Origin of the sequence: Bradyrhizobium glycinis (genome assembly GCF_016031655.1) — a bacterium.
Lineage (GTDB): Bacteria > Pseudomonadota > Alphaproteobacteria > Rhizobiales > Xanthobacteraceae > Bradyrhizobium > Bradyrhizobium glycinis.
The window spans coordinates 787,140-812,223 of the sequence record NZ_JACCHQ010000001.1 but is presented as its reverse complement, the minus strand read 5'-3'; the positions used below and the strand labels follow the sequence as shown (position 1 = coordinate 812,223).

The 25,084-nt window shown below is 65.7% G+C and carries 29 protein-coding genes; 14 read left to right on the top strand and 15 right to left on the bottom strand.

What is annotated here, in order from left to right; genetic code table 11:
• Positions 1-3: 3 nt before the first annotated feature.
• From HZZ16_RS03930 to HZZ16_RS03900, 7 genes are all read left to right on the top strand, one after another.
• Positions 4-2,445, top strand: coding sequence for an LPS-assembly protein LptD (locus tag HZZ16_RS03930; RefSeq protein WP_210342311.1), 2,442 nt, complete (start codon positions 4-6; stop codon positions 2,443-2,445).
• A 61-nt stretch (positions 2,446-2,506) separates the two neighbouring features.
• Positions 2,507-3,442: a SurA N-terminal domain-containing protein gene (locus HZZ16_RS03925; RefSeq protein WP_197947167.1), complete on the top strand. Its 936-nt coding sequence runs from the start codon at positions 2,507-2,509 to the stop codon at positions 3,440-3,442.
• Positions 3,442-4,479, top strand: a complete 1,038-nt coding sequence (pdxA, locus tag HZZ16_RS03920) for a 4-hydroxythreonine-4-phosphate dehydrogenase PdxA (protein ID WP_197947166.1) — start codon at positions 3,442-3,444, stop codon at positions 4,477-4,479. Before HZZ16_RS03925 ends, pdxA begins: the two co-directional genes overlap by 1 nt.
• A complete protein-coding gene (rsmA, locus tag HZZ16_RS03915; protein ID WP_197947165.1) occupies positions 4,479-5,336 on the top strand; it encodes a 16S rRNA (adenine(1518)-N(6)/adenine(1519)-N(6))-dimethyltransferase RsmA in 858 nt (285 codons plus the stop codon). Before pdxA ends, rsmA begins: the two co-directional genes overlap by 1 nt.
• A 23-nt stretch (positions 5,337-5,359) precedes the next feature.
• Positions 5,360-6,418, top strand: a complete 1,059-nt coding sequence (locus HZZ16_RS03910) for an alcohol dehydrogenase (protein ID WP_197947164.1) — start codon at positions 5,360-5,362, stop codon at positions 6,416-6,418.
• Between the two features lie 75 nt (positions 6,419-6,493).
• Positions 6,494-6,730, top strand: coding sequence for a hypothetical protein (locus HZZ16_RS03905; RefSeq protein WP_197947163.1), 237 nt, complete (start codon positions 6,494-6,496; stop codon positions 6,728-6,730).
• A gap of 158 nt (positions 6,731-6,888) precedes the next feature.
• A complete protein-coding gene (locus tag HZZ16_RS03900) occupies positions 6,889-7,608 on the top strand; it encodes a Crp/Fnr family transcriptional regulator (protein WP_197947162.1) in 720 nt (239 codons plus the stop codon).
• Positions 7,609-7,618: 10 nt separating this feature from the next.
• Here HZZ16_RS03900 and HZZ16_RS03895 read toward each other — a convergent pair whose 3' ends face one another.
• Complete coding sequence (locus HZZ16_RS03895; protein WP_197947161.1) at positions 7,619-8,356, bottom strand: Crp/Fnr family transcriptional regulator; 738 nt, start codon at positions 8,354-8,356, stop codon at positions 7,619-7,621.
• A 156-nt stretch (positions 8,357-8,512) separates the two neighbouring features.
• Here HZZ16_RS03895 and HZZ16_RS03890 point away from each other — a divergent pair, with 156 nt between their 5' ends.
• Positions 8,513-8,752: a hypothetical protein gene (locus HZZ16_RS03890; protein WP_197947160.1), complete on the top strand. Its 240-nt coding sequence runs from the start codon at positions 8,513-8,515 to the stop codon at positions 8,750-8,752.
• Between the two features lie 18 nt (positions 8,753-8,770).
• Positions 8,771-9,472: a Crp/Fnr family transcriptional regulator gene (locus HZZ16_RS03885; protein WP_197947159.1), complete on the top strand. Its 702-nt coding sequence runs from the start codon at positions 8,771-8,773 to the stop codon at positions 9,470-9,472.
• On the opposite strand, the gene HZZ16_RS03880 is transcribed toward HZZ16_RS03885, so the two are convergent.
• The 3 genes from HZZ16_RS03880 to HZZ16_RS03870 form a co-directional block, all read right to left on the bottom strand.
• Positions 9,460-10,071, bottom strand: coding sequence for a cupin (locus HZZ16_RS03880; RefSeq protein WP_197947158.1), 612 nt, complete (start codon positions 10,069-10,071; stop codon positions 9,460-9,462). The genes HZZ16_RS03885 and HZZ16_RS03880 overlap by 13 nt on opposite strands.
• A 118-nt stretch (positions 10,072-10,189) precedes the next feature.
• Positions 10,190-10,675, bottom strand: coding sequence for an SRPBCC family protein (locus HZZ16_RS03875; RefSeq protein ID WP_197947157.1), 486 nt, complete (start codon positions 10,673-10,675; stop codon positions 10,190-10,192).
• Entirely contained in the window at positions 10,672-10,989 is a 318-nt protein-coding gene (locus tag HZZ16_RS03870; RefSeq protein WP_197947156.1) for an ArsR/SmtB family transcription factor, read from the bottom strand. The genes HZZ16_RS03875 and HZZ16_RS03870 overlap by 4 nt, the downstream gene beginning before the upstream one ends.
• Positions 10,990-11,235: 246 nt before the next feature.
• Here HZZ16_RS03870 and HZZ16_RS03865 point away from each other — a divergent pair, with 246 nt between their 5' ends.
• Complete coding sequence (locus tag HZZ16_RS03865) at positions 11,236-12,477, top strand: hypothetical protein (protein ID WP_246509938.1); 1,242 nt, start codon at positions 11,236-11,238, stop codon at positions 12,475-12,477.
• On the opposite strand, the gene gmk is transcribed toward HZZ16_RS03865, so the two are convergent.
• The 9 genes from gmk to HZZ16_RS03820 form a co-directional block, all read right to left on the bottom strand.
• A complete protein-coding gene (gmk, locus tag HZZ16_RS03860; protein WP_172786453.1) occupies positions 12,410-13,069 on the bottom strand; it encodes a guanylate kinase in 660 nt (219 codons plus the stop codon). The two genes, HZZ16_RS03865 and gmk, sit on opposite strands and share 68 nt — an antisense overlap.
• A 3-nt stretch (positions 13,070-13,072) precedes the next feature.
• Entirely contained in the window at positions 13,073-13,960 is an 888-nt protein-coding gene (locus HZZ16_RS03855; protein ID WP_197947155.1) for a YicC/YloC family endoribonuclease, read from the bottom strand.
• Between the two features lie 131 nt (positions 13,961-14,091).
• Positions 14,092-15,375: an endolytic transglycosylase MltG gene (gene mltG, locus HZZ16_RS03850; protein WP_197947154.1), complete on the bottom strand. Its 1,284-nt coding sequence runs from the start codon at positions 15,373-15,375 to the stop codon at positions 14,092-14,094.
• A gap of 127 nt (positions 15,376-15,502) precedes the next feature.
• Complete coding sequence (fabF, locus tag HZZ16_RS03845) at positions 15,503-16,768, bottom strand: beta-ketoacyl-ACP synthase II (protein WP_197947153.1); 1,266 nt, start codon at positions 16,766-16,768, stop codon at positions 15,503-15,505.
• A 108-nt stretch (positions 16,769-16,876) separates the two neighbouring features.
• Positions 16,877-17,116: an acyl carrier protein gene (locus HZZ16_RS03840; RefSeq protein ID WP_008551805.1), complete on the bottom strand. Its 240-nt coding sequence runs from the start codon at positions 17,114-17,116 to the stop codon at positions 16,877-16,879.
• A gap of 312 nt (positions 17,117-17,428) precedes the next feature.
• On the bottom strand, positions 17,429-18,166 hold the full coding sequence (gene fabG / locus HZZ16_RS03835) for a 3-oxoacyl-[acyl-carrier-protein] reductase (protein ID WP_197947152.1): 738 nt from the start codon (positions 18,164-18,166) through the stop codon (positions 17,429-17,431).
• 12 nt (positions 18,167-18,178) lie between these two features.
• Positions 18,179-19,138 carry an ACP S-malonyltransferase gene (fabD, locus tag HZZ16_RS03830; protein WP_109144010.1) on the bottom strand — a complete coding sequence of 320 codons (960 nt, stop codon included), beginning with the start codon at positions 19,136-19,138 and terminating at the stop codon, positions 18,179-18,181.
• A 173-nt stretch (positions 19,139-19,311) separates the two neighbouring features.
• Entirely contained in the window at positions 19,312-20,337 is a 1,026-nt protein-coding gene (locus HZZ16_RS03825) for a fatty acid desaturase family protein (protein WP_197947151.1), read from the bottom strand.
• A 2-nt stretch (positions 20,338-20,339) separates the two neighbouring features.
• Complete coding sequence (locus HZZ16_RS03820; protein ID WP_197947150.1) at positions 20,340-21,044, bottom strand: TetR/AcrR family transcriptional regulator C-terminal domain-containing protein; 705 nt, start codon at positions 21,042-21,044, stop codon at positions 20,340-20,342.
• 351 nt (positions 21,045-21,395) lie between these two features.
• On the opposite strand from HZZ16_RS03820, the gene rpsF reads away from it, so the two are divergent.
• The 4 genes from rpsF (at position 21,396) to rplI (ending at position 23,867) form a co-directional block, all read left to right on the top strand.
• The gene (gene rpsF / locus HZZ16_RS03815; RefSeq protein ID WP_024338128.1) at positions 21,396-21,863 is read left to right on the top strand and encodes a 30S ribosomal protein S6; all 468 of its coding nucleotides are present in this window, start codon (positions 21,396-21,398) and stop codon (positions 21,861-21,863) included.
• Positions 21,864-21,868: 5 nt separating this feature from the next.
• Positions 21,869-22,108, top strand: a complete 240-nt coding sequence (gene rpsR, locus HZZ16_RS03810; RefSeq protein WP_007592020.1) for a 30S ribosomal protein S18 — start codon at positions 21,869-21,871, stop codon at positions 22,106-22,108.
• A 135-nt stretch (positions 22,109-22,243) separates the two neighbouring features.
• Positions 22,244-23,215: a DUF2232 domain-containing protein gene (locus HZZ16_RS03805; RefSeq protein ID WP_197947149.1), complete on the top strand. Its 972-nt coding sequence runs from the start codon at positions 22,244-22,246 to the stop codon at positions 23,213-23,215.
• A gap of 52 nt (positions 23,216-23,267) precedes the next feature.
• Positions 23,268-23,867: a 50S ribosomal protein L9 gene (gene rplI / locus HZZ16_RS03800; protein ID WP_197947148.1), complete on the top strand. Its 600-nt coding sequence runs from the start codon at positions 23,268-23,270 to the stop codon at positions 23,865-23,867.
• A 113-nt stretch (positions 23,868-23,980) separates the two neighbouring features.
• On the opposite strand, the gene HZZ16_RS03795 is transcribed toward rplI, so the two are convergent.
• Positions 23,981-24,448 carry a PaaI family thioesterase gene (locus HZZ16_RS03795; RefSeq protein WP_197947147.1) on the bottom strand — a complete coding sequence of 156 codons (468 nt, stop codon included), beginning with the start codon at positions 24,446-24,448 and terminating at the stop codon, positions 23,981-23,983.
• Positions 24,449-24,459: 11 nt separating this feature from the next.
• Complete coding sequence (locus tag HZZ16_RS03790) at positions 24,460-25,056, bottom strand: TetR/AcrR family transcriptional regulator (protein WP_197947146.1); 597 nt, start codon at positions 25,054-25,056, stop codon at positions 24,460-24,462.
• Positions 25,057-25,084 lie beyond the last annotated feature (28 nt).

The following is a 25,084-nucleotide window of genomic DNA, read 5'->3' as shown; positions in this document are numbered from 1 at the left end:
CGCATGTTGGTGCGCGCGAACGGGTACGGCTGGTCCGTCCGCAGGCTTCTGCTCGCTGTCGCCGCTGCCGCCTCGCTCGGCGGGCTGATCGACATTGCCGCAGTCGCGCCCGCCTCCGCCCAGTACACCTATAATCCGCTGCCGCCGCGTCCGAAGCCGCCGAGGGCCCCCAACGACAACCAGATGCTGGTTCAGGCCACCGAGGTGGACTACGACTACAACAATTCGCGCGTCTCCGCGGTCGGTAACGTGCAGCTGTTCTACAACGGCACCAGCGTCGAGGCCGACCGGGTCATCTACGACCAGAAGACCAAGCGGCTGCATGCCGAAGGCAACATCCGCATGACGGATGCCGACGGCAAGATCACCTATGCCGAGATCCTGGATCTCTCCGACGATTATCGCGACGGTTTTGTCGATTCGCTGCGCGTGGACACGGCCGATCAGACCCGCATGGCCGCGCGCCGCGCCGACCGCTCCAGCGGCAATTACACGGTGTTCGAGAACGGCGTCTACACGGCCTGCGCGCCGTGTAAGGACGATCCGAAGAAGCCGCCGCTATGGCAGGTCAAGGGTGCCCGCATCATCCACGACCAGCAGGAGAAGATGCTGTATTTCGAGACGGCGCAGATCGAGTTCTTCGGCGTGCCGCTCGCCTACATGCCCTATTTCTCGACGCCCGACCCGACCGTGAAGCGTAAATCCGGCTTCCTGATGCCGGGTTATATTTCCGGCACGGACAGGACGGGCTATGGCGTCGAGGTTCCCTATTACTGGGCGATCGCCCCCGACATGGACGCAACCATCACCCCGCGCTTCCTGTCGCGGCAAGGCGTGCTGCTGCAGGGCGAATTCCGCCAGCGCCTGATCGACGGCGCCTACCAGATCCGTGCCTACGGCATCAACCAGCTCGATCCCGGAGCATTCGCCGGGCAGCCGGGCGACCGCGACTTCCGCGGCGCCATCGACACCAAGGGTCAGTTCGCGCTGAACGACAAATGGGTCTGGGGCTGGGACGGCGTGCTGATGTCCGACTATTATTTCTTCTCGGACTACCGGCTCTATCAGTACCGCGATCCGCTCGGCTCGTTCCTGCTGCTGCCGACAGAAGCGCTGTCGCAGCTCTATCTGACCGGCGTCGGCAACCGCAGCTTCTTCGATGCGCGCACGATGTACTGGCTGAGCTATTCGGGCAACCAGAGCCAGGTGCCGATCGTCTACCCGGTGATCGACTATTCCAACGTGCTGAACTATCCCGTCTTCGGCGGCGAGTTCAGCTACAAGACCAATTTCGTGAACCTGTCGCGCGACGATGCGGTGTTCGACCCGATCACGACGCTCGCCAACACCAACAGCCTGTGCACCACGGCATCGGCCGATCCGCTGGCGCGCATGCCCTCGCAGTGCCTGCTGCGCGGCTTCCCCGGCAGCTACACCCGCCTCACCGCCGAAGCGCAGTGGCGCAAGTCCTTCACCGACCCGTTCGGCCAGATCTGGACGCCGTTCGCGAGCCTGCGCGCCGACGCGATCAGGTCCTCGATCTCCAACCAGCCCGGTGTATCGAACTACCTGCCCGTCGGCGACACCCAGGCGTTCCGCCTGATGCCGACCGTGGGCCTGGAGTACCGCTATCCCTTCATCAACGTTCAGCCCTGGGGCTCGACCACCCTCGAGCCGATCGCGCAGATCATCATCCGGCCGAACGAGACCTATGCGGGCAGGCTGCCGAACGAGGACGCCCAGAGCCTGGTGTTCGACGCCTCGAACCTGTTCAGCGTCGACAAGTTCTCCGGCTACGACCGCGTCGAGGGCGGCGGCCGCGCCAATGTCGGCGTGCAGTCCACCACGCAGTTCGACAGGGGCGGCGCCGTCAAGGTGCTGTTCGGCCAGTCCTACCACCTGTTCGGCCTGAACTCCTTCACGGTCCAGGATGCCATCAATACTGGCCGCGATTCCGGCCTCGACAAGCCGCGGTCGGATTACGTTGCGAGCGCCAACTACTCGCCGAACAGCACCTACACGTTCAGCGTCCGCTCCCGCATGGACGAGCAGACCTGGAACGTGCAGCGCTTCGAGGCGGAAGGCCGCGCCAACTTCAATCGTTGGTCGGTCAGCGTGGTGTACGGCAATTACGCAGCCCAGCCGGAGCTGGGCTATCTGACCCGCCGCGAGGGCATCCTGACGACGGGCTCGCTGAAGGTCGCGAGCAACTGGGTCGTATCGGGCTCGGCGCGCTGGGACCTCGAGGCCAACAAGATCAACCAATATGTGCTCGGTGCCGGCTATGTCGACGATTGCTTCGTGCTGGCGGCGAATTACGTAACTTCGTATAGCTATTCGGCGGGCACCGCACCGCCCACGCTGAGCCACGCGTTCATGTTCCAAATCGGCCTGCGCACGCTGGCGAACACGTCCACATCCAGCAGTTCCGCCGGCCTCCAGTGAATGGTTTGAAGTGCCGGCCGCGTTCGCCCTATCTCAACGCGGCCGACATGCGAGCGACATCATGACGACGCCATTGCCTGTCTTCCGCCTCCTTCTCGCCATCGGTGCCGGGCTGATGTTGGCCGCCCTGCCCTCGCCGTCGCGCGCGCAAAACATCGTCGTGATGGTCAACGGCGATCCCATCACCGATTTCGACATCGAGCAGCGCACCAAGCTCGACCAGCTGTCGACGCAGAAGACGCCGAGCCGGCAGGACGTCATCAACGAGCTGATCGACGACAAGGTCAAGCTCAAGGAAGGCAAGAAATACGGCGTCGATCCCGGCGTCTCAGATATCAATCAGTCCTATGACAGCACGGCGCAGCGCATGCGCATCACGCCCGATCAGCTTACAAAGTCGCTCGAATCCAAGGGCATCCGTCCGGAGACGCTGAAGAGCCGCATGAAGGCCGAGATGGTCTGGGGCAGCCTCGTGCGCGGCCGCTTCAAGGAGAAGCTGCTGGTCGGCGAGCGCGACGTCGCGCAGGCCGTGCAGGCGCAGACCGGCGACAAGCTCCAGGTCGAGGGCACCGAGTACAAGATGCAGCCGATCGTGCTGATCGTGCCGCGCGGCTCATCGGCGGCGTTCCTGGAAACCCGGAAGAAAGAAGCCGAGTCTTATCGCGCCCGCGTCGGGAGCTGCGAGGAGGCCAATTCGCTGTTCCGCTCGACCCCGAACGCGACCATCCGCGACACCGTCACCAAGACCACCGCGGAGCTGCCCGAGCCGCTGCGCAAGGTGCTCGACGACACCCCGATCGGCCGCATGACCGCGCCCGAGATGACCAAGAACGGCATCGAGATGGTGGTGCTGTGCTCGCGCAAGCCGACCATGATCGACACGCCGAAGAAGCGTGAGGTCCGCGAGAAGATGTATCAGGAGAAGTACGAGAAGACGCAGAAGGCCTATCTCGACGAGCTGCGCAAGGCGGCGATGATCGAATATCGCAACCGCTGATGGCCAAGCCCTCTCCAGAGCCCTCCACCGAGTCCGCAGCCAAGCCCCTTGCCCTCACCCTGGGAGAGCCCGCCGGCATCGGCCCCGACATCACGATCGCAGCCTGGCTCAGGCGGGGCGAGCTGAACCTGCCCGCCTTCTATCTGCTCGGCGACGAGGCCCTGATCGCGCGCCGCGCCAAGGCGCTCGGCGCCGATATCAGGATCGCCACGGTGAGCCCCGGTGAAGCGGCTTCCGCCTTCACGGACGCCCTGCCCGTGGTCGCGACCGGCGAGCGCGCCACCGCCGAGCCCGGCAAGCCCGATTCATCCAGCGCGCCGGCCGCGCTCGCCTCGATCCGGCAGGCGGTCATTGACGTGCGCGCAGGCCGTGCCGGCGCCGTCGTCACCAACCCGATCGCCAAGAGCGTGCTCTACCGCGCCGGCTTCCGTCATCCCGGCCACACCGAATTCCTCGCCGAGCTCGCCGCGGAGAACGGCCGCGTGCCGCAGCCGGTGATGATGCTGTGGTCGCCCCAGCTCGCCGTCGTGCCCGTGACCATCCACGTCTCGCTGCGCGATGCGCTGGGAGAGCTCACCAGCGAGCTGATCGTCTCGACCGTTCGCATCGTCGCCGCCGAGCTGAAGTCCCGCTTCGGCATCGCCAGGCCGCGCATCGCGGTCTCCGGTCTCAATCCCCATGCCGGCGAGGATGGCTCGCTCGGCCACGAGGAGCAGACCGTCATCGCCCCGGCGCTCAAAGCGCTGCGCAACGACGGCATCGAGGCCAGGGGGCCGTTGCCCGCCGACACCATGTTCCACGAGGCGGCGCGACGGACCTATGATTGCGCGGTCTGCATGTATCACGACCAGGCGCTGATCCCGATCAAGACCGTCGCCTTCGACGACGCCGTCAACGTCACGCTCGGACTGCCCTTCGTCCGCACCTCGCCGGATCACGGCACCGCCTTCGACATCGCCGGCACGGGCAAGGCCAATCCAGCGAGTCTGATCGCGGCGCTTCAGCTTGCCCGTCGCATGGCGGCTGCGACAAGCTGATGAGCGCTATCGACGACCTCCCGCCGCTGCGCGAGGTCATTCGCCAGCATGCGCTGTCGGCCAGGAAATCGCTCGGCCAGAACTTCCTGCTGGACCTCAATCTCACCGCGCGCATCGCGCGTGCGGCGGCGCCGCTCGAGGATTCCACCATCGTCGAGATCGGCCCCGGCCCGGGCGGGCTGACGCGGGCGCTGCTGGCGCTCGGCGCTCGCCGCGTCATCGCCATCGAGCACGACGAGCGCGCAATCCCGGCCTTGCAGGATATTTCCGCGCGCTACCCCGATAGGCTCGAGATCGTGCATGGCGATGCCATGACCTTCGATCCGCGCCCGCTGCTCTCGGGCGAGCGCGCCAAGATCGTCGCCAACCTGCCCTACAACATCGCGACCCAGCTTCTCATCAACTGGCTCACCGCCGAACCCTGGCCACCCTGGTACGAGATGATGGTGCTGATGTTCCAGCGCGAGGTCGGCGAGCGCATCGTCGCGCGCGAGGACGAGGAGGCCTATGGCCGGCTCGGCGTGCTCGCCAATTGGCGCTGCGAGACCAAGATCCTGTTCGATATTGCGCCGTCCGCCTTCGTGCCGCCGCCGAAAGTCACCTCCTGCGTCGTGCGCCTCAAGCCGCGCCCAGAGCCGTTGCCGTGTGATCGCAGGCTGCTCGAGCAGGTCGCCGCCGCCGCGTTCGGCCAGCGCCGGAAAATGCTGCGGCAAAGTCTGAAATCGCTGAATGTCGATCCGGCGCGGCTTGCACGAGCCGCCGGCGTCGACGCGACGCGGCGCGCCGAGACCATTCCCATCTCCGGCTTTGTTGCCATGGCGCGTGAATTGGCAGATATACGCAGCGAAACTGAGTAACCAAGAATTCCGGAGGAAAGAAAATGGCGTTGATGCGTCGGCAGTCCCTGGTCAAGTTCGATGCGCCGCTGTGCGAGACCATCGTCGAGACGCCCAAGCCGCAAGGCCGTGAGGTCCTCGTCCGCATCGAGCGCTGCGGCCTCTGCCATTCCGATCTCCACATCCAGGACGGCTATGCCGATCTCGGCGGCGGCAAGAAGCTCGACACCACGCGCGGCATGACGCTGCCTTTCACGCTCGGCCACGAGATCGCCGGCGTCGTCGATGAGGTCGGCCCCGACGTTCCGGCAAGCCTCGTCGGCGCCAAGAAGGCGGTGTTTCCGTGGATCGGCTGCGGCCAGTGCCGCGACTGCGCCAATGGCGACGAGAACCTCTGCGTCAAGCAGCGCTTCCTCGGCGTCTCCATCGACGGCGGCTTCGCCACCCACGTTCTGGTCCCCGACGCAAAGTACCTGCTCGACTACGATCCCCTGCCCGTCAACCAGGCCGCCACCTTGATGTGCTCCGGCGTCACCGCCTATGGCGCGCTCAAGCGCCTGGTCGACCGTCCGCGCCAGCGCAATTTGTTGCTGATCGGCCTCGGCGGCGTCGGCATGATGGGCCTGTCGTTCGCGCAGGCGATGTTCAACCAGCCGATCACGGTGGCCGACCTCTCGCCGGCCGCGCGCGAGACGGCGCTCAAGAACGGTGCGGCGGTGGCCTACGATCCGGCCGAGCCGGAAGTGATCCGCCGCATCCTGAAGGAGACCGAGGGCGGCTTCGACGAGGTCGTCGATTTCGCCGGCAACGAGAAGTCGATGGCCTTTGCCGTGGCGGTTGCCGCGCGCGGCGGCAAGATCGTGGTCTCCGGCCTGATGGGCGGCCAGTTCACGCTGCCGATGGTGCAATGGGTCTACAAGCGCATGACCATCGAAGGTTTCATGGTCGGCACGCTCTCCGAGGCCCACGAGCTGATGGCGCTCGCCCGCGCCGGCAAGATCAAGCCGACGCCGATGCGCGAGGAGCCGATGGGCGACGTGCAGAAGTGGATCGACGAATTGCGCGCCGGCAAGGTCGTCGGTCGCATCGTCTTGAAGAACTGACGGCTGCGCGGCGGGTCCGAGGCCAAGTCCCGCCCACCGTACGGAACGCCTGCGGCCGCGCCGCGTTGGCTGCGCATGTCGATCCGTTGCACCGTCGAAAGCGCATTCTTCATCGCCTGGAGCTGCCTGGAGAAGAGCGGCGAGCTCGGCTCCCCGGACGCGAGCGCGAACTTCCTGCTCGACGCCATAGAGGCCCAGCTTCGAACCGGTGAGCGCCGGCCATTGATGCTCGCCAACAGGGCGATCGACGCGTACCGCGCCGCTGCGGCACAAGGCCGACTGACGGGGGATCGTGAAGTCCGCTGCGGCTGACGATCCTCGCTGCCGTCCAGCCCGCTGAAGCCCGCGACGTCGTGGTCTAGTTTTCAACGCCCGAACGTCCGTTGTGTGCACTTTGGAACCGTCGGTTCCGCCGCGGAAACGTAGGTTTGCCGCTGGCGCCGATTCCCGGCCCGCCAAGAGAACACGATGTGACCGGTCGGCCCCAGAACGATCTGCTCCGGCAGCTCAATCATCAGGATTTCGAACTGCTCGCGCCTCACCTCCAGCTGGTCGAAGTCGAAGCGAGCCACGTGCTGCATCACGCCGGCGACGACGTCGCCGCGGTCCATTTTCCATGTGGTCCGGCGCTGGTGTCGTTCGCCGTGCCGGTCGAGGATGATCGCGAGGTCGAAAGCCTGCTGGTGGGACGCGAGGGCGCGGTCGGCATCGCCGCCGGCCGCAGCCCTTCGCTCGCCTATTCACGCATGATCGTGAAGTTCGGCGGCACCCTGGTGCGGCTGCCGCTGCGCGCGCTCGAGCAGGCGCAGCAGAGGTCGGCGACGCTCCAGGAGGCTTTCGCGCGCTATGCCGACTGCCAGTTCGCGCAGCTCTTGCAGGCCGCTGCCTGCAACGCTGCGCATTCGATCGAGCAGCGGGCCGCCAAGTGGATCATCTCAGCGCAGGAACATATCGGCGGAGCCGAGATTCCTCTCACCCACGAGCAGCTCGCCGGCATGCTGGGCGTCTCCCGCAGCTATGCCAGCCGCGTCATCCAGATGTTCAAGGCGCGGCGCATCCTCGCGACCCGCCGCGGCGCCATTCTGATCCTCGACGCTGCAGCGCTCGAAGCGAGAGCCTGCTGCTGCAACGATTGGGTGAAGAAGCATTTCGACGAGGTGCGCGGTGGAGCGGCGACCGTGGAAGGCTGACGCCTCCGTCTCACCCACGCGGCTGCGACTGCCGCTTCAGATGCAGATAGGCCGGACTGAAATCGCCGAGCCGCTGCAGCTCGCGCCATTTCAGCACGACCAGCTCGCCGTCACGAAGATCCATCGCGCCGCTGCGCCTGAGATCGGCGAGCGTCCGGTTCACCGTCGCGATCGCCATGCCGAGCGTCTCGCCGAGCTGTGCGAGGCTGATCGGCATGCGGCAGCGATTGCCGCGGACCAGCTGCGCCGCGCGGGCGCGGTAGAACAGCTCGCAAAACAAGTGCGCCATGCGCGTCTGCATCGGCCGGGCGCTGTTGTTGGTGATGGCCTCGCGAAAGATCGCAGCATCGCGCAGCGTCTCGCGCCAGACCGCGAGCCCGAAGGTCGGCCGCCGCCGGAATGCGATGAACAATTCGCGGTGCGGGATGAACGCGACCGACGCCGGCCCGAGCGCACTGAGCCCGTGATCCATCTGGTCGATGAACAGCCCCTGCGCGTCCGGAAGATCGCCGGTGAGATGGAACGCCAGATATTGCCGCCGCCCGCTGCCGAGCAGGTGATAGCGGGCAACCATGCCGGAGACGACCAAAGCGGAATGCTCGGGTTCGTCGCCTTGACGAATGAAATCCTCATTGGACGCGAAATCGCGCAGCATGAAGGTCAGCGCGCGAATCTCGCCCGCATCCTCCTCTGCGAGCGCGGTGTGCTCGCTAAGGTTCCGTATCAGCACGTCGTGAGCTTTTTCCATCGGGTCCGCCAAAAATCGCGCCGGTTCTATCAAATGATACGTGCGGCTTGCGTTCAGCGGACTAGAACGCTGATCGGAAGCACAGGTTGCTAATTGGCTTGCGACGCACCGATCGCAGCCGCGCCATCCCCCGATTTCGGACCAGCCAGCCTTCTCATGAAAAGTACCACTCTCCTGGAGCGCATCCGCCGCCTGTTCGCGTCCGATGCCGGCGAGCATCTGGACAGCATCAGCGATGCCTTGCTGAAGGGAACGCTGAGGGAGCCGGTCCGGCCGATGTCGGATCAGGAGCTCGCTCGCGCCATCCGCGAGTTCCGATCCGCGCCGGTTTCCGACTGGACGCTTGCGAAACTGTCGCGTCGTCTCGCCGAGGCCTCCGTGCCGCGGGACGGCTGAAAACAGCACGCGATGCTCATGCCGCATCCGAAGTTCATCGCCCGCCTGCAGGCGATCGAAGGCCTGTCCGAGGACGAGCGCCGGCAGATCGCGGGCTTGCCGTCCACGCTGCGCCAGGTCGCGGATGGCGAGATCGTGCTGCGCCAGGGAGAGGCTGCGACCCGCTGCGTCTTCATCGTCAGCGGCTTCCTCTACCAGTCGCGCATCGTCGGCGATCGCAGCCAGACCCTCGCCTTCCATGTTCCCGGCGACATGCCGTGCCTGCACACGCTGCTGGTCTCGCCGATGGACGCGGACCTCGTCGGGCTCGGCCCGACCATCGTCGGCACCGTCGCCCACAGCCAGCTGCGCCAGCTGCTCGACGGCTCGATCCACCTGACCCGTGCCTTCTGGCGCGAGACGCTGATCGACGCGGCGGTCTCGCGGCAATGGATCGCCCGCCTCGGCGCGCAGGCGGCGCTGCCCAAGGTCGCGCACCTCATCTGCGAGCTCGCCGCGAGGCTGGAGGTCGTCGGGCTCCTCAAGAGCAACTGTTTCCAGATGCCGATGACGCAGCGTCACGTCGCGGACGCCTGCGGATTGTCGATCGTCCACGTCAACCGCACCGTTCAGGAGCTGAGGCATCGCGGATTGATCGCCTGGGACGGCGCCGAGATCGAGCTGCTCCAGCCCGACGAGCTGCGCCAGCTTGCGGATTTCACGCCGGATTATCTGAGCTGAGCGGTCCGCCAGGCGTCGAGCAGCGGCCCGCCGCTCCCCAGCACGGGATCCGTCTTCGGCTTGCGGACCTTGGCAATGCGCTTGACCGCGTCGGGACGCTGGCGCGTGTCGGTGCACTCGTCATACGTGCCGTCCTGCGGATAGGCGCCGACGACCAGAAAGTCCCGGCTGGATCCGATCAGCCGGTGGCCGGTGCCCGCGGGCAGGACCAGCACGTCGCCGGCTTTCAGTTTCAGGATGCGGCCCTTGATCCCGCCGCACTCGATCCTCGCCATGCCGCGCGCCACGCCCATCACTTCATGGATCTGCGAATGATAGTGGACGAAGTCGTAGACGGTATCGCGCCACGACCGGCCCCAGCCGTTCGTGTCGAACAGCGTATCGATGACCACCTCGGGCGGAAAGCGCCGACCGTTCAGCTTCACCACCCCGCGATAGAGCAGCGCCGGAAAGCGCGGATTGTTCGGCACGATGCCATCGTCGCGAAAGTGCATGGCGGTGGGCTTGCGGGCCCGCACCAGCTCCCGCAGCATCGCTGCATCGGGCTGGTCCTCCACCAGCTTCTTGGCGAAGTTCTTGATCTGGTCCTTGACCGGCATGACGTCTCCTCAGCCGCGAACTAACGGCTGCGGAGGCGAGAAGTTTCCGGGCCCTGTCGGAGCAAGGCTCGACAGGGCCTCTCCAGCTCATCATGACGCGGCGTTGGAAAGGAGCGCGTCAACCCTTGCCGGCAATCAGCTCGGCAAACCGCCGCAGATAGAGCGGCCAACCCTGATCACTGTCAACGCCGCTGCGGACGCCTTCCCAGCCCTCGCCGTGGCGATCGAGGTGACGGTGCTCCAGCTCCAAGCGGGTCCGGCTTGGTGTCTCCGCAATGAAGCGGACCTCCCATTCACTCGTCTTGGCGGGATCGGTCTCGATTTGCCAGCGCGGGCTGATGTCCCAGCTCAAGAGGACTCGAGTGGGCGGGTCGAACGCCAACACGCGCGCCCAGCGGCATTCGCTGCCATCGATCCCCCGATCATAGATGCTTCCGCCCACCCGAGGTTCGAATACGGTCTCTGCGATGGGGACAGCGAGCAGATTGTGCTCGCGCGGCTTGAAGCTGCCGAAGTCTTCGGTGAAGATCTTGAACGCGCGCTCGATCGGCGCCTCGACGACAACGGAATGTTTTACGGGCGCAACCGCCACACGTGTGTTCATTTGGATCCCTCCGGTGGTTTTTCGACGGCTAATTTGTAAGCGGCCAGCGTGTCGCTCCAGAACCGGTCGAGCCACGCGCGCATCTGGCCGAGCCCCGCTGGATCGATGTGATAGACGTTGCTGGCGCCCTTCGGCTCTGCACGAACCAAACGAGATTCGCGCAGCACCTTGAGATGCTGTGAGACGGCCGACTGGGACACGGGCAGCTGTCGCGTGATCTCAGCGACGGTGCGTGGCCGTGCACCGACAAGCTCGAAGATCCGCCTGCGGGTGGGATCGCCGAGTGCGGCCAGTTGTGCGCTGTCTTTAGCCATAGCCACTCACCGCCGGATGCCATGCCTGCTCGAACCATTATAAGTGATTGCTAATGATTAGTGGAAACTAATTATCGTGTCAACCGGCTGAGGTCGCGGCGTGAAACTCTAATTTTGGTGTTGAAGAGTCTCGTCCGGCGGCGGAACGAACGCCGCGCAGGCCCGATTCAGGCCACATCCTCTCCGGATTTGCGGCTCATTGCCACCCAAGTCTTTGATGACAAAGGGGTGGTCAAGAGTTGCGTCATGCGTAACCGGGAGACCAGGATGGGCAACCGCGCCGCAAAGTTCATTTCGACCCTCGTCGCCAGCATCCTTGCGGGCGCGCCATTGGCCGCGGTATCGCAGAACGCGCCGACGCCATCGAGCACGGCCAATGCGGCGCCCGACTGCCTGGCTTCGCCAAAGGATGCCGCGCCGCAGGGGCAGCATTGGTACTATCGCCTCGATCGCACGACGAAGCGCAAGTGCTGGTATCTGCGCGCCGCCGGTGAGAAGGAGAGCGCGAAGACCGCGCAGGCCGTCCCGACCGAGAGCGATCCACCGACCGCGGATGCACGGGCGCCGCAGCAGAACCCGGTACAGGACGCGCGCGCCGAATATCTGACGCCGCGCGGAACTGCTGCTGCCAAGACGGCGAACGTTCCGATGCAAGCCGCCGCTGCGGCACCGGTGCAACAATCCACGGACCAGTCCGCTGACGGCAACGCGCAGCAACCCGCTGGCGCCGCGCCCTGGCCCGATGTCTCCACGGCATCCGCGCCGCCCCCGGCACCGACCGTTGTCGCAGCAGCCGCGCAGCCGAGCGCAAAGCCGTCGAAATCCTCCTCGCCCGTGGCGCTCGCTGCGGCAGACAACAGCACGACTGACAAGCCGACCGGCTCGTTGCAGATGCTGCTGCTCGTGATCGGCGGCGCCCTGGCGCTCGCTGGAATCCTTGCCAGCCTCATCTACCGCTTCGCCGGCTCGCGCGTCCGCCTCCGGTCGGCGGACCGTCACGGGCATTGGGACGATTGGCAGGCGCACAACCAGGATGCAAGCCGTGCGCCCTGGCGGGATTCACCGCCGGCCGCCGCCCAGCCGCCACGCCCGATCGACTTCGATGCGGTACGTCCGCGACCGACAAGACAAGCGACGAAACTCGCCGCGATCGGCCGCGAGATCGAGCTGATCGACGCGCGCAGGCAGCGTGCCGCCGCTCCGGCCGCAGAACCTGTCGAGACCAGAAGCAACAAGGTCGAGATCGAAATGGCCGACGAGAAAGCCGAGCTCGTCGCCGCAGCGCTCCAGCTCGCCGCCAGCGAGATCGGCCAGGATCGCGATGACGCGCCGGCGGGTCGGGACGCCGATGCGGTCGACGTCGACGTCATCACGACGATGCTGGAACAGCTGGCCAAGCAAGGGCCGCGGCTGTCGCGGCCTAACCTTGAAGCTGACCTTGCAAACTTCGCACGAAGCCTACGAGGCCAATCCGCCGCTCGCGCTTGAGGCGTTCGGCCTTCAGGATCGACTGCACCTCGGCGAAGGCCTCGTCGACCGCGTGGTTGATCACGATGTAGTCGTACTCGGCCCAGTGACTCATCTCGTCGCTGGCGCGGCTCATCCGCTTGCGGATCACCTCATCGGAATCCTGCGCGCGCGAGTGCAGGCGCTTCTCGAGGTCGGCCGCCGAGGGCGGCAGGATGAAGACGCTGACGACATCGGCGCGCGCCTTCTGCTTCAATTGCTGGGTCCCCTGCCAGTCGATGTCGAACAGCACGTCCTGGCCTGCCGACAGCGCCGCCTCGACGGGGCCGCGCGGCGTGCCGTAGCTGTTGTCGAACACCGTGGCCCATTCCAGGAGCTCGTCGGCCTTGACCATCGCATCGAACGTCGCCTTGTCGACGAACGTGTAATCCTTGCCGTTGACCTCACCCGGGCGCATCGGCCGCGTGGTCGCCGAGACCGACATTTTCAGGCCGGGCATCCGCTCGATCAAAAGACGGGACAGCGTCGTCTTGCCCGCGCCTGACGGCGAGGACAGCACGAACATCAATCCACGGCGCTCGACACCGTCAGTTCCGTGACCGCCCGTCGTCATCGATCACTCCAGATTCTGCACCTGCTCGCGGAACTGCTCGACCACGTTCTTCATGGCGAGGCCCGTGTTGGTCAGCTCAATGTCGTTCGACTTCGAGCAGCAGGTGTTGACCTCGCGGTGAAACTCCTGCGCCAGAAAGTCCAGCTTGCGCCCGATCGGGCCGCCCTTGCCGATCAGCTCGCGCGCCTGCGCGAGGTGGGAGGCGATGCGGTCGAGCTCCTCGCGGATGTCGGCCTTGGTCGCGATCAGGATCGCCTCCTGCATCAGGCGGTCGGAGTCGAAACGGTCGGAGGTGTCGAGCAGCGCTGCGATCTGCTCAGCGAGCTTCGCCTTGATCGCCTCCGGCTTGCGGCCGGGCGCGGCCTCCGCCTTCTTGGCAAGCTGCTCGATCTCGTCGACGCGCTGGGTCAGGATCTGCCCGAGCGAAGTGCCCTCGCGCTTGCGCATCGCGACGAGCTCGTCGAGCGCCTTGTCGAAGGCCTCGGCGGCCGCGGCGCGCGCCGCCTTATCCTCCTCCTCGTTGCCCTCGGGCTCGGCGACCTCGACGACGCCCTTGATGGCGAGCAGGCCGTCGATGCTCGGCGCCACTGCGTCGACCTTCCCCGAGATCAGCGCCGCGGCCTTCAGCACCGCGTTGAGCACATCCTCGTTGACGCGCACCGTGGCGGCGGCGTTGGTGCGCTTGACGTTGAGATTGGCATAGACGGTGCCACGCGAGAGCAGCTCGCCCGCGCGCTTCTTGGCATGGGCCTCGAGCTCGTCAAACCCCTGCGGCAGCCGCACCCGCAAGTCGAAGCCCTTGGCATTGACCGACTTCAATTCCCATTCGAACGTGTACGGCCCGCTCGCGCCGTGGCTTCTCGCAAAGCCGGTCATGGACGACAGCGCCATCAGTTCAGAGTCTCCAGGAACAGGGGATTCGCGAGGCCATCAAGCCACGCGAATCTTAAGACTATTTTGCCGGAAAGTGGAATCCGCAATGCCCGCAAGCTGGTCTGCGCCAAGAAGGTCTGCACCAAGGCTCAGCGCTGGACCACCGGCGGCGAGCCCTGCACCGCGCCCTGTCGGGCCGGTGCGGGATTGGCTGGACCAGCCGGGCGTGCCGCCGGCGGCCTCTTCTGCTGATTGGGCCGTGCCGGCGTGGTCGCGGTCGGCGCGTCCGCGGCGCCAGGCGCGGCAGCCGCCGGCGGCTGCGCGTCCTCGGCCGGCTCGACCGTGTCGTTCTGGATCTGCTTCTCCATCGCGCGGAGCTTGGCGACGTTCTTCTGGTGCGCGTCGTAGGTCTCGGTGAAGGCGTGCCCGCCGGTGCCGTCGGCGACGAAATAGAGATCGCGGGTGCGGGCCGGGTTGGCGGCGGCCTCCAGCGAGGCGCGGCCCGGATTGGAGATCGGGCCCGGCGGCAGCCCATCGATCACATAGGTGTTGTAGGGCGAGGGCTGCGTGATCTCGCTGCGCTTGATCGGCCGGCCCAACGTGCCCTTGCCGCCAACGAGGCCGTAGATGATGGTCGGATCGGACTGCAGCTTGATCCGCTGCTTCAGCCGGTTGACGAACACCGCGGCGACGCGGCTGCGCTCGTCCGCCTTGCCGGTTTCCTTCTCGATGATGGAGGCCAGCGTGACCAGCTGCTCCGGCGTCTTGACCGGAATGTCCGGGTTGCGGCGCTCCCAAATCTCGGTGAGCACGCGCTTGTGCGCCTGCTGCATGCGCTGGATCACCTGCTCGCGCGGGGTGCCGCGCGGGAATTTGTAGGTCTCCGGGAGCAGCGTGCCTTCGCGCGGCAGCTCGCGCACGCTGCCGGTGAAGATGTCGTTGTCGGACAGCCGCGCCACGATCTGCTCGGAGGTCAGGCCTTCCGGAATCGTGACCGCATGCTGCACCACCTTGCCCTCGACGATGGTGGCGATGACGTCGCGCAGCGAGGCGTTCTTCTGGAACGAATACTCACCCGGCTTGAGGTCCGAGCTCGCCTTCAACGCGGCGACGCTGGCGATGAACACCCAGGGATTGACGTCGGTCACGCCTTCCCGGTTCAGCGTCTCGGCGATGTCGCGCTTGCCCGCACGCTGCGGGATGTTGACGATCTTGTCTTCTTTCAGCGGTCCGGGCGCCTCGAGCACCTGGCGGCCGTAATAATAGACGCCGCCGGCGCCAAGCATGGCGATCAGCAGAAGGGTGATGATGGCGTTGCCGACGATGACGAGCGGATTGCGCGCACGGTCCGACCGCTTGGGCGGCGGCGGGAGTTGCTCGGGCTCGAGCGCGGCCCGCGGACTCCTGGGTGAAATGGGCGGCCTTTCACTCATCGAAACAACCTGAATCCTGCCGGTTCAATCGCGGCCCGACAATCGCTTGCCCTGCCAAAAACGCACGCGCCCACGTCCATGACTATCGCCGAATACGGCAAAACGGTGGATTCGTCTCAAACACAAACTAACTGACTAGGCGCCGGACGATCACCGACGCATTGGTACCGCCAAAACCAAAGGAGTTCGACAACGCGACGTTGACCTCACGCTGCTTCGCCTTGTGCGGCACGAGATCGATCGCAGTCTCCACCGACGGATTGTCGAGATTGATCGTCGGCGGCACGACATTATCGCGAATCGCCAGAATCGCGAAGATCGCTTCGATCGCACCGGCCGCCCCGAGCAGATGGCCGGTCGACGATTTGGTCGATGACATTGCCACCTTGGAGGCGGCGTTGCCGAGCAGACGTTCGACCGCGCCGAGCTCGATCTCGTCGCCGAGCGGCGTCGAGGTGCCGTGCGCGTTGATGTAGTCGAGATCGGACGGCGTCAGCCCGGCGCGCTTGAGCGCGGCCGACATGCTGCGGAAGCCGCCATCGCCATCGGGTGACGGCGACGTGATGTGATAGGCATCGCCCGACAGACCATAACCGATCACCTCGGCATAGATCTTCGCGCCGCGGCGCCTGGCGTGCTCCAGCTCCTCCAGCACGAGGACGCCGGCGCCCTCGCCCATCACGAAGCCGTCGCGGTCCTTGTCGTAGGGACGCGAGGCCTTTTCGGGCGTCTCGTTGAAACCAGTCGAGAGCGCGCGCGCGGCGTTGAAGCCGGCAATGCCGATGCGGCTGATCGGCGACTCGGCGCCGCCTGCGACCATGACGTCGGCATCGCCCAGCGCGATCAGGCGGGCCGCATCGCCGACCGCATGCGCGCCGGTCGAGCAGGCCGTGACCACGGAATGGTTCGGTCCCTTCAGCCCATGCGCGATTGAGACGTAGCCGGAGGCGAGATTGATCAGGCGGCCCGGAATGAAGAACGGCGACACCCGGCGCGGCCCGCGCTCCTTCAGCAGGATCGCGGTATCGGCGATGCCGTTGAGGCCGCCGATGCCGGAGCCGATCATGGTGCCGGTCGCGCACTTGTCCTCTTCGGTCTCGGGATGCCAGTTGGCGTCGTCGAGCGCCTGGCCGGCCGCGGCCATGCCGAAGATGATGAAGTCGTCGACCTTGCGCTGGTCCTTCGGCTCCATCCACTTGTCGGGATTGAAGCTGTCGTTCGACCCGTCGCCGCGCACGACCGTGCAGGCGATCTTGGTCTGCAGATCGGAGACATCGAAGCTCTCGATCCTGCGCGCACCGCTTTCGCCGTTGAGGATGCGTTTCCAGGTCGGCTCGACGCCACAGCCGAGTGGCGAGACCATGCCGAGACCCGTGACGACAACCCGCCTCATATCCGAAAACTCCGCATCGAAAGATTCACGGCCAATAACAAGAAACCGGCTGACCGCTGCGAAGCGGCCCGTCCGGTTTCAATGTTGTCCCCGCGAAATTGAAGAGCCTTAGCTCTTCGCGTTCTTCTCGAGAAACTTCGTGGCGTCGCCGACGGTGAGAATCGTTTCCGCAGCGTCGTCCGGAATCTCGCAACCGAATTCCTCTTCGAACGCCATCACCAGCTCGACGGTATCCAGACTGTCGGCGCCGAGGTCGTCGATGAAGCTCGCGTTGTCGACAACCTTCTCGGGTTCAACACCAAGGTGTTCGACCACGATCTTCTTAACCCGCTCGCCAATGTCACTCATTGCTTAACCTCGTGTTGTTCCCTGTAGACCCGACCCCCCGGGACGATACGAGCCGTCGTGGTCGTTTGACTGCCTTCGCTTACGAACTTTGATTTGGCCCATCCTAACCGATGGAGGCCCCGGCGAACGACGGCCAAAGGCTCCGCATCGCCAATATACAGGGTTTCAAAAACCTGCAATGGCGTTCTTTGCCCATCCGTTGAAGGTCCGGTTATCATACTTCAATTGCCTTGACTACAAGCCTCATTTCGCTCCGGAAACGGCCGTTTGCCGCATGCCGCACCGCCCTGACAGGCGGCGCGGCACGAGACATCAGATCATGGCCATGCCGCCGTTGACGTGGATGGTCTGCCCGGTGACGTAAGCTGCTTCGTTCGAGCTCAGATAGACGGCCGCCGCCGCGATGTCCTCGGGCGTCCCCAGGCGGGCGGCGGGAACCTTGGTCAGAATCGTTTCGCGCTGCTTGTCGTTGAGCGCATCGGTCATCGGCGTCTTGATAAAGCCGGGCGCGATGCAGTTCGCGGTCACGCCGCGCTTGGCGTATTCGGCCCCTAACGTCTTGATCATGCCGATCAAGCCGGCCTTCGACGCAGTATAATTGCCCTGCCCGGGATTGCCGGTGACGCCGACCACCGAGGTGATGGCGACGATGCGGCCGAAGCGCTTGCGCATCATCAGCTTGGTCGCGGCGCGCGCCAGGCGGAAGGTCGCGGTCAGATTGACGTTGATGACCTCGTCCCAGTCCTCGTCGCGAAGCTGCACGAAGAGATTGTCGCGCGTGATGCCGGCATTGGCGATGAGAATGTCAACCTGGCCCATCGCTGCTTCCGCAGCGGGCACCAGCGCTTCGACCTCATCGGCCTTAGAGAGATTGCAGGGCAGCACGTGGGCGCGCTCGCCGAGCTTGCCGGCAAGCTCGTCCAGCACTTCCTTGCGCGTCCCCGATATGGCGACAGTGGCGCCCTGCGCGTGCAGCGCCAGCGCGATCGCACCGCCAATGCCGCCGGTCGCGCCGGTGACGAGCGCCTTTCGGCCAGTCAGATCGAACATTGATGGACTCCTTTAAGCCTGCTTGGCAGCGGCCAATGCATCCTTGGCGGCGGCAATATCGTTCGGGCCGCCGACCGCAATGCCGACGGCGCCGTCCGCGATGCGCTTGACGAGACCCGTCAGCACCTTGCCGGCGCCGATCTCGAAGAAGCGGGTGACGCCCTGCCCGGCCATGTAAGCTACCGACTCGCGCCAGCGCACCGTGCCGGTGACCTGCTCGACCAGGCGGCGGCGGATCTCGTCGGGATCGGTGATGGCGCTGGCCAGCACGTTCGACACCAGCGGCGCGGCCGGCGCCTTGATCGTGACCTTCGACAGCGCCTCCGCCATGGCATCCGCAGCCGGCTGCATCAGCTTGCAATGGAACGGGGCGGACACCGGCAGCAGCATCGCGCGCTTGGCGCCCTTGGCCTTGGCGATCTCGACGGCGCGATCGACCGCAGCCTTGTCGCCGGAGACGACGACCTGGCCGCCGCCATTGTCGTTGGCGGCCTGGCAGACCTGCCCCTGCGCCGCCTCGCCCGCGACCTCCATGGCGGCCTCGTAGTCGAGACCGAGCAGCGCGGCCATCGCGCCGGCGCCGACCGGGACGGCCTTTTGCATTGCGAGACCGCGGGTGCGAAGCAGACGCGCGGTATCCGAAACCGTCAGGCTGCCGGCCGCCGCCAGCGCCGAATATTCACCAAGCGAGTGGCCGGCGACGAAGGCAGCGTCTCGCCCCACGGAAAAACCAGCCTCGGCCTCGAGCACGCGCAAGGTCGCGATGGACACCGCCATCAGCGCCGGCTGGGCGTTCTCGGTGAGCTGGAGGGTTTCGGCCGGACCTTCCCAGATGATGGCCGTCAGCTTCTCGCCGAGTGCGGCATCGACCTCATCGAATACGGCGCGCGCCACCGGAAAAGCGTCGGCCAGGGCCTTGCCCATGCCGACCGCCTGGGAACCCTGCCCAGGAAATGTGAATGCAGCCGTCATCGGCGCTCCCTGCTGTCAGGCATGATCCCTATTCTGAACCGGCAGCCGATTACGCCCAGCCTTGGGCCATGGTTCCGGATCATGCTCCAAAGGGGGCCGTAGACACCGTCCGAGGCCGCACTGTCAAGCCGAGACGGGAACTTGGAGCAGCATTCAACGGGGAATGCGCCCCCTCAAAACCCGCCCGCGGTCTGGTTGGCATCGACGTCGGCACCTGCTCGCGCGCGGCGCGCACTGCTGACGAGTTGCCCCGGCCGATCCTCGCGGTTCGGCTTTGCCGTGGCCAGCCGCAGCACCGAAGCATAGTTCGGCTGCACTTCCATGCGATCGGCGTACCGGCTCGCACTCAGCAGCCGATGCACCTTGGGCAGATTGTAGCAGGGCACGTAGAACAACAGATGATGCTCGAGGTGATAGTTCACGTAATACGGCGCGATGAACAGGCGCTCGAGAAAATTGGCATGCGTCGTGCGCGTGTTGCGCAAGGGGTCGCTGCTATCGGGGACGACGGCGTGCTCGGCGATATTGCGGATGCGGGTGATGACCATCATCCAGGTCAATAGCGGCACCAGCCAGAGCAGCGGATAGGCCCACCACACGCGGGCCGCCGCACACGCGGCAAACATGATCCCGTTGACCACACATTGCGGGCCGAGCTTCTCCCAGAAATGCGCCGCACGCTGCCGCCACGGCCAGTCCGCGGGTCCGAGCGCGTTGAGCAGCTGCGCCTTGCGCTGCTGATAGCCCGTCTGCCCGGTGATGTCGCGGATGAACTTGCGGCGGTAGCTCAGCCTGGTGATTGGAAACGGCGCCGACAGCACGAGATCGGGGTCGTCCTCCTGCTGGGTGCGCGCATGGTGCTGAAGGTGATAGCGGCGGTAGCTGCGCGTTTCCGCAAACAGCGGATAGGCGCAGAACCACTGGCTCAGCGCCAGATTGGTTTTCTCGTCGGGGGACAGGCAGCCATGGGCACCGTCATGCATCAGGATCGCAAGGCCGAGCTGGCGCGAGCCGATGATGGCGACGGCGAAGACATAGGTGAGCGGATTGGGCCACCACGCGACCAGCGCGACGGCTGCAATGATCAGCGCCCAGGCGTGCGCGATCAGCGCGGCGCCTTTCCACGTCGCGCGCTGGCGTACCTCGGCCAATTGATCATCGGTGAGGAAATCGCGGGCACGCATGCGAAGCGCGGTCATGGCTAACCCTCTCCATTCGAATGGTCGGATGCCTCGCGCGCCTCGACGAGACGCAGGCGCCCGGTGGCTTCAGTGGATTTTGCCTGCTCGCCCAGGACGCGCAGCATCTCGGCGCAAAGCGCCTCGGGTGAGCGGCCCATCGCATAGCCTTCGAGAATGACGCCGATCGCGACCGCCCAGAAGCGCCGCGAGCTTTCGTCGGGCGCCCGCAGCGAGCGCCAGCCGTGCCGCTCGACCTGCCCCGCATAAGCGCGCGCACCCTCGCTGTGCAGGCGCTCGATGGTGCGCTCCACCAGTGGCGCGAGATCCTGGCGACGCCGCGTCAGCGTCAGCGCCTCGGCGAAGAAGGCGACCGAATCGCTCGCCGTCACGGTCTCGGCCAGCGCGTGGGTGTATTCCCCGGGCGTCCGCGCCTTGAGCGCCGCCTGCTCGGTGGCGCGCGCCAGGTACAACAGATCGCGGCAGGCGCATTCGACGAACAGCGCCTCCTTCGTGCGGAAGTAATAGGTGATCTGGCTCGGGAATGCGTCCGCGGCGGCCGCGATGTCGGTGATTGCCGTGCCGGACAGACCCCGCTCCCGAAACAGCGGGCTCGCGGCATCCAGGAGCAGCGACCGCATCTTGCGGCCGGCCGAGCGCGTCGCGCGCGCGGCGTGCTTGGGGTCGCCTGCCGCCTCGAGCGGCGCATCGGCCGACGTTTCCGCCATGGGAACCTCTTCGCTGATTTATTTGTATGTCATACAAACAAATAGATCAAGCCAAATCTTGGTATTTGAGGATGGGGTCTGGCTCCCGTCGGAGGGGCGGACCCGGCTCGGCTTGAAAATGCCCCTCCAACCTTGCAAAGCCGGCCAAAATCCGTATAAGGCGCCCATCCGCAGACCCCGGCCGGGAGCTGAACGGACGGTCTCAGCAAATCATTCGTGATTTTGGTGTGGCAGGGCCAGTCGGCCCGTCGTCCCGTGTTTCCGCCTTCTGAGCTTGATCCCAGAGTCCTTTCCGAAGGCCTCTTAAGGGTTTGACGCCGGGCGATGCGCCAACATGAGGAAAGGACGACCATGCCTCTTTACGAGCATGTTTTTCTCGCGCGTCAGGACGCGAGCCCGCAGCAAGTCGAAGAGCTGACTGCGCAGATGACCGGTATCGTCGAGGGTCTCGGCGGCAAGGTCACCAAGACCGAGAATTGGGGCGTGCGCTCCCTCACCTACCGCATGAACAAGAACCGCAAGGCGCACTTCGTGCTGCTCAACATCGACGCGCCGTCCGCGGCGATCGCCGAGATCGAGCGCCAGGAGCGCATCAGCGAGGACGTGATCCGCTATCTCAGCGTCCGCGTCGAGGAGCTCGAGGAAGGCCCGTCCGCGATGATGCGCAAGGCCGACCGCGACCGCGAGCGTGACGATCGCGGCGGTGGCTTCCGCGGCGAGCGTGAAGGCGGCTTCCGTGGCGACCGCGAGGGCGGTTTCCGCGGCGATCGCGGTCCGCGCCGTCCGCGCGATGAAGCTGAAACCACGGATGGGGAGTAAGACCAATGGCTGAAGCTGGTGCACGTCGTCCGTTTTTCCGTCGTCGCAAGAGCTGCCCGTTCACGGGCGCCAATGCTCCGAAGATCGACTACAAGGACTCCAAGTTGCTGATGCGTTACGTCTCCGAGCGCGGCAAGATCGTGCCGAGCCGCATCACCGCGGTGTCCGCGAAGAAGCAGCGTGAGCTCGCCCGCGCCATCAAGCGCGCGCGCTTCCTGGGCCTGTTGCCCTACGTCATTCGCTGATACGACCAATTCGACCGGCGGACGCTTGCGCCGCCGGTCGCGACTTTTCTGAACTCATAAGGCTTCCGGGTCGTCCGGTCGCCGATGGTTGGGGCAAACGATGCCTCTAACCGCTCGAAGGGAGCGGGACAGCTGATGATGGCCTTTGGACTGATCGCCCTGATCGCCGGCGCTGCGTCGGCCCTGATGTTCGCTTCGATCATTTCGGGCGCGCTGATCTCGCTCGTCCTGTTCTATCTCGCTCCGCTCCCTCTGATGGTCGCCGCGATCGGCTGGGGCCCGCTTTGCGCCAGCCTCGGCGGCATCGCCGCCGCGATCGGTCTTGGCGCCCTGTTCGGCCTGCCCTACTGCATCGCTTTCGCCGTCACCGTCGCGCTGCCGGCGTGGTGGCTCGGCCATCTCGTCCTGCTCGGACGTCAGGTGGAAAGCGCCGCGCCTGCCACCGGCACCTCCGCGGCGCCCGACATCGAGTGGTACCCGGTCGGCCGCATCCTGCTCTGGATTGCAGGCTTCGCCACCCTGACCACGATGGCCGCTCTGCTCACGCTTGGGACCGACGCGGAGACCATCACCGGCACGTTGCGGCGCGGCCTGATGCGCCTCCTGCGCGCCACCGACCCGCAAACTTCGGGCGAAGCCAGTCAGTTCGTCGACGCGATGGTGCGCATCGCACCGGCCGCCGCCACGATCGCTGCGACGATGACGCTGACCCTCAACCTCTGGCTCAGCGCCAAGGTGACCGCGACGTCGGGCCGGCTGCGCCGTCCGTGGCCGGACCTCAAGACCACCGAGCTGCCGCAGATGACGCTGGTGGTGCTGTGCATCTCCCTCGCCTTCTGCTTCACCGGCGGGCTGCTTGGCATCGTGGCGCAGATCGCCACCGCCGCGCTGATGATGAGCTATGCGCTGGCCGGTTTCGCCGTGCTGCATACGCTGACGCTCGCGCTGAACGGCCGCACGTTCTGGCTCGGGTCGACCTATGCCGCCGTCGTCGTGTTCGGATGGCCCGTGGTCGCGATGGTGATCCTCGGGCTTGCGGATGCGGTGTTCGGCTTGCGCGAACGCTACCTGCGCAGCCGGCAGCCGCCACCACTGCCTACCCCCTGAGTTCAACCCCGAAACTGAAACCTACAGAGAGCACTTCAAAAGGAGAACGAATATGGAAGTCATTTTGCTGGAACGCGTCAACAAGCTCGGCCAGATGGGCGAAGTCGTGAAGGTTCGCGACGGCTACGCTCGCAATTTCCTGCTCAAGCGCGGCAAGGCGCTGCGCGCCACCGCCGACAACCGGGCCAAGTATGACGGCATGAAGGCCGAGCTCGAAGCGCGCAACCTCAAGGCCAAGGGCGAAGCGTCCAAGGTCGCCGAGAAGATCGAGGGCAAGAACATCATCGTGATCCGCCAGGCCTCCGAAGCCGGCCAGCTGTTCGGCTCGGTCACGGTGCGCGATATCGTCATGGCATTCGAAGCCGACGGCGTCCATCTCGACCGCCCGCAGGTGCAGCTCGATGCGCCGATCAAAACCATCGGCAAGCACACGGTCACCGTTGCCGTTCACCCCGAGGTCGAGGTCGAGATCACCGTGACGGTCGCGCGCAGCCAGGATGAGGCCGAGCGCATCAACCGCGGCGAGGACATCTCGACCCGCAACGAGGATCGCGACGCGGCCGCCGAGGCGATCGCCGCCGCCGGCGAGTTCTTCGATCCGGAGGCCCAGCACGACGACGTCGCGCCGGCGCCGGCTGCGGAAGAGAAGTAAGACACTACTCGTCATGCGCGGGCTTGACCCGCGCATCCATCGTCAAAGAATCTTCTTGATGGATTGCCAGGTCAAGCCCGGCAATGACGAAGAAACAACGAAGCCCGGCTGCCTCACGCGGCCGGGCTTTTCGTTTTCGCAGCGACGTCCTCGCTCAGCATCGCGATCGATGCCAGTGCGGTGGCCGTATGCTTCTCGAAGCCGTCGCTGACGCAGAACACGTCGGCCGCGACCACCGCGACCTGGCGGCCCGGCTTGATCACCCGGGCGCGGCAGATCAGCTTTTCACCCACCGCAGGCGACAACAGATTGAGCTTGTATTCCGCCGTCAACGCCGGCTGACCACGCGAGGTGGCGGCTGCGATCGTCGTGGCGTTGTCGACCAGGAAAGCGGTGACGCCGCCGTGGAAGAAGCCGTGCTGCTGTAAGAGTTCGGGCCGGCGCTCCACGGCGATGGTGCAGGTGCCGCGCGACAATTCGGAGAGTTTTGCGCCGACCAGATTCATGAAACCCTGTCGGCCAATATTGGCGTGGATGCGCTCGGCAATCGGCGCAAAGTCCGGATCAGCTTCGGTCCGCATGCGGTCTCCCCTTATTGCTTGTTGATGCGATCGAACGGCCTCAGCGCACGATTGGCGCAGGCGATCAGCGTATCCGCCTCGATGCGCGGATCGGTGCGCTCGCGACCCGACAGGAAGGCGCGGCAGAAGATCTGCGCCGGACCGATCAGCTGGCTGACGAACATCACCGGCGTCATCGGCAGAAGTTCGCCGCTTGCGACCAGCGGCGCGCGCCAGCGCTCAATGCCTTCGGCAAGCCGCGCATTCTGCGCCCGCTGGGCGTTGCGCACGTCCTCGCCCCACTCGCTGCGCGAGATCTCGAACAGGTACCGCGCCTCGCGCCGGCTGGTGACGACCCAGTCGAGATGCGCCCGGATCAGGCGATCGATGCCCTGCTCGACGTCGGGGAGGGGATCGAGCGCGGCCAGGATCGCGGCGTGATAGTGCCGCAGGACCTCGAGAAACAACGCACCGGCAAGTTCTTTCTTCGAACCGAAGACGTGGAAGAAGCTGCCGTTGGAGGCGCGCGCGCGCGTGCGGATCGCGGCCACCGTCGCGGCTTCGAAGCCGACGCGGTCGAACACGGCAAGGCCGGCCGCCAACAAATCGTCTCGCATGCTCGCCGTCATGGGGCGCCTCCTAGAGTAGCACTCTAGA

Bases quoted from the DNA above. Each gene is read 5' to 3' on its own strand.
- pdxA (WP_197947166.1), top strand. From the start codon at position 3,442: ATGGCCAAGCCCTCTCCAGAGCCCTCCACCGAGTCCGCAGCCAAGCCC.
- fabD (WP_109144010.1), bottom strand. From the start codon at position 19,138: ATGACGGCTGCATTCACATTTCCTGGGCAGGGTTCCCAGGCGGTCGGC.
- HZZ16_RS03905 (WP_197947163.1), top strand. From the start codon at position 6,494: ATGTCGATCCGTTGCACCGTCGAAAGCGCATTCTTCATCGCCTGGAGC.
- HZZ16_RS03930 (WP_210342311.1), top strand. From the start codon at position 4: ATGTTGGTGCGCGCGAACGGGTACGGCTGGTCCGTCCGCAGGCTTCTG.
- HZZ16_RS03865 (WP_246509938.1), top strand. From the start codon at position 11,236: ATGCGTAACCGGGAGACCAGGATGGGCAACCGCGCCGCAAAGTTCATT.
- HZZ16_RS03790 (WP_197947146.1), bottom strand. From the start codon at position 25,056: ATGACGGCGAGCATGCGAGACGATTTGTTGGCGGCCGGCCTTGCCGTG.
- HZZ16_RS03880 (WP_197947158.1), bottom strand. From the start codon at position 10,071: ATGCCGGTCAAGGACCAGATCAAGAACTTCGCCAAGAAGCTGGTGGAG.
- HZZ16_RS03820 (WP_197947150.1), bottom strand. From the start codon at position 21,044: ATGGCGGAAACGTCGGCCGATGCGCCGCTCGAGGCGGCAGGCGACCCC.
- HZZ16_RS03795 (WP_197947147.1), bottom strand. From the start codon at position 24,448: ATGCGGACCGAAGCTGATCCGGACTTTGCGCCGATTGCCGAGCGCATC.
- HZZ16_RS03895 (WP_197947161.1), bottom strand. From the start codon at position 8,356: ATGGAAAAAGCTCACGACGTGCTGATACGGAACCTTAGCGAGCACACC.
- rsmA (WP_197947165.1), top strand. From the start codon at position 4,479: ATGAGCGCTATCGACGACCTCCCGCCGCTGCGCGAGGTCATTCGCCAG.
- rpsR (WP_007592020.1), top strand. From the start codon at position 21,869: ATGGCTGAAGCTGGTGCACGTCGTCCGTTTTTCCGTCGTCGCAAGAGC.
- mltG (WP_197947154.1), bottom strand. From the start codon at position 15,375: ATGAGTGAAAGGCCGCCCATTTCACCCAGGAGTCCGCGGGCCGCGCTC.
- fabF (WP_197947153.1), bottom strand. From the start codon at position 16,768: ATGAGGCGGGTTGTCGTCACGGGTCTCGGCATGGTCTCGCCACTCGGC.
- HZZ16_RS03885 (WP_197947159.1), top strand. From the start codon at position 8,771: ATGCCGCATCCGAAGTTCATCGCCCGCCTGCAGGCGATCGAAGGCCTG.
- HZZ16_RS03910 (WP_197947164.1), top strand. From the start codon at position 5,360: ATGGCGTTGATGCGTCGGCAGTCCCTGGTCAAGTTCGATGCGCCGCTG.
- HZZ16_RS03855 (WP_197947155.1), bottom strand. From the start codon at position 13,960: ATGGCGCTGTCGTCCATGACCGGCTTTGCGAGAAGCCACGGCGCGAGC.
- HZZ16_RS03825 (WP_197947151.1), bottom strand. From the start codon at position 20,337: ATGACCGCGCTTCGCATGCGTGCCCGCGATTTCCTCACCGATGATCAA.
- fabG (WP_197947152.1), bottom strand. From the start codon at position 18,166: ATGTTCGATCTGACTGGCCGAAAGGCGCTCGTCACCGGCGCGACCGGC.
- HZZ16_RS03890 (WP_197947160.1), top strand. From the start codon at position 8,513: ATGAAAAGTACCACTCTCCTGGAGCGCATCCGCCGCCTGTTCGCGTCC.
- HZZ16_RS03870 (WP_197947156.1), bottom strand. From the start codon at position 10,989: ATGGCTAAAGACAGCGCACAACTGGCCGCACTCGGCGATCCCACCCGC.
- rpsF (WP_024338128.1), top strand. From the start codon at position 21,396: ATGCCTCTTTACGAGCATGTTTTTCTCGCGCGTCAGGACGCGAGCCCG.
- HZZ16_RS03925 (WP_197947167.1), top strand. From the start codon at position 2,507: ATGACGACGCCATTGCCTGTCTTCCGCCTCCTTCTCGCCATCGGTGCC.
- rplI (WP_197947148.1), top strand. From the start codon at position 23,268: ATGGAAGTCATTTTGCTGGAACGCGTCAACAAGCTCGGCCAGATGGGC.
- HZZ16_RS03875 (WP_197947157.1), bottom strand. From the start codon at position 10,675: ATGAACACACGTGTGGCGGTTGCGCCCGTAAAACATTCCGTTGTCGTC.
- HZZ16_RS03840 (WP_008551805.1), bottom strand. From the start codon at position 17,116: ATGAGTGACATTGGCGAGCGGGTTAAGAAGATCGTGGTCGAACACCTT.
- gmk (WP_172786453.1), bottom strand. From the start codon at position 13,069: ATGACGACGGGCGGTCACGGAACTGACGGTGTCGAGCGCCGTGGATTG.
- HZZ16_RS03805 (WP_197947149.1), top strand. From the start codon at position 22,244: ATGATGGCCTTTGGACTGATCGCCCTGATCGCCGGCGCTGCGTCGGCC.